The sequence below is a fragment of the Ornithinibacillus xuwenensis genome, assembly GCF_039614845.1.
Taxonomy (GTDB): Bacteria; Bacillota; Bacilli; order Bacillales; family Amphibacillaceae; genus Ornithinibacillus; species Ornithinibacillus xuwenensis.
The window spans coordinates 1-1,810 of the sequence record NZ_JBDIML010000014.1 but is presented as its reverse complement, the minus strand read 5'-3'; the positions used below and the strand labels follow the sequence as shown (position 1 = coordinate 1,810).

The following is a 1,810-nucleotide window of genomic DNA, read 5'->3' as shown; positions in this document are numbered from 1 at the left end:
AAAGAGGCTGGGACAAAACCCCAGTAAAATAAAAAGTGGTGTTCACCAAAACCGGTGAATACCACTTTTTTTGCACACAAAAAGGACACCTTTTGATAAAATTAAAGTAACCACACAATAATTTACGGAGGTGTCCTTATGTTTAAACATTATACCATGAACCAAGTGGTTTTGCCGTTAGATTTAGAAATTAAATTACAAGAAAATGATATTGCTTACGTTGTGAATGATGTGGTGGAAAATATTCCAGATGAGGCATTCATTAACTTTTTACGAGATACTGGCTGTCCTGCTTATCATCCACGGATGATGATGAAGATCATCCTATGTGCTTACACACAAACTGTTTTCTCTGGAAGAAAGATAGAAGGATTACTACGAGATAGTGTACGTATGATGTGGTTAGCCCAAGGATATGAACCAAGTTATCGTACAATCAATCGTTTCCGCGTGCATCCAGAGGTCAAAGAGTTACTACGTCAATGCTTCGTCCAATTTCGCTGTCAGCTTGTTCAAGAAAAGCTGATTGATGAAGAAGCTATCTTTATTGATGGAACAAAAATTGAAGCTAATGCCAATAAGTTTACATTTGTTTGGCGTAAGTCAATTGAAAAATATAGTGCACAATTGGTAGAGAAGTCTAATCAAATGTATGATGAATTATTGGAAAAAGAAATTATTCCAGAAATAAATCGGGAAAGTTCGGACGAACTTTCAGCGAAAGAGATTAAGACAATCATAAAAAAACTAGATGAAAAAATAGAAGACTTTGACAAGAGAATAGAAGAAAGTGATGTAAACGAACGCAAGAAGCTTCGCTCCGAGCGTAAAGCACCAAAACAATATCGCAAACGATTTAAAGATTTTTTAGAACGTAAACAAAAGTACCAATACGACATGAAAATCTTTGGAGAACGTAACAGTTATTCAAAGACCGATCATGACGCCACCTTTATGCGAATGAAAGATGATTATATGAAGAACGGACAATTGAAAGCTGGTTATAATGTACAACTTGCGACCGAAGGTCAGTATGCGCTCGCTTACGATGTGTTTCCCAATCCAACAGATACACGCACATTCATTCCTTTCTTAGATACTATTGAAAAGAAATTTTTTGCGTTACCAGAGTACATCGTAGCTGATGCAGGTTATGGAAGTGAACAAAATTATGAGGATGTTCTCAACCAACGAAAACGGACTCCACTTATTACTTATAACCAATATCGAAATGAGAAGAAGAAGAAGAATGATGCTTTCAATTTATCCAATTGGAATTACAACGAAATGAATGACTCCTTTACATGTCCAAATGATAAAACATTAGCTTTCCGATATCTCTCTAAACGAAAAGACAAATACGGTTTTACTCGTTCGTTTAAGGTATATGAATGCGAGGACTGTTCCGGATGTCCACTTCGTTCTTTATGTACAAAGGCGAAAGCCGAGAGTAATCGAAAAATCTACTATAACGTGAAATGGGAACAACAAAAAGAATATATAAAAGAGCAGCTTTCGAAAAAAGAAACTGGAGAAATCTACGGAAAACGCAAAATTGATGTAGAACCAGTCTTCGGATTTCTGAAGGCTAATTTGCGTTTCACTCGAATGTCCGTAAGGGGCAAAGAGAAAGTAGAAAATGAATTAGGATTTGCGTTCATGGCGGTAAATCTGAGGAAGTTTGCCGCCCAAACATTTAATTTACCAATGGATATTGAAAATAAACCAACGAAAAATGGTTCCAATCATCATTTTTTGATGTTTGGAACCACTTTTCATTTATTTTTGGCTAGTTATGTCCCAGCCTCTT

1 protein-coding gene is annotated in these 1,810 nt (G+C 36.1%); it reads left to right on the top strand.

Annotation, left to right across the window (positions count from 1 at the left end):
- Positions 1–138: 138 nt before the first annotated feature.
- Positions 139–1,810: IS1182 family transposase (locus ABC228_RS19000; RefSeq protein ID WP_345826748.1), on the top strand; the 1,672-nt coding region annotated here is incomplete at its 3' end.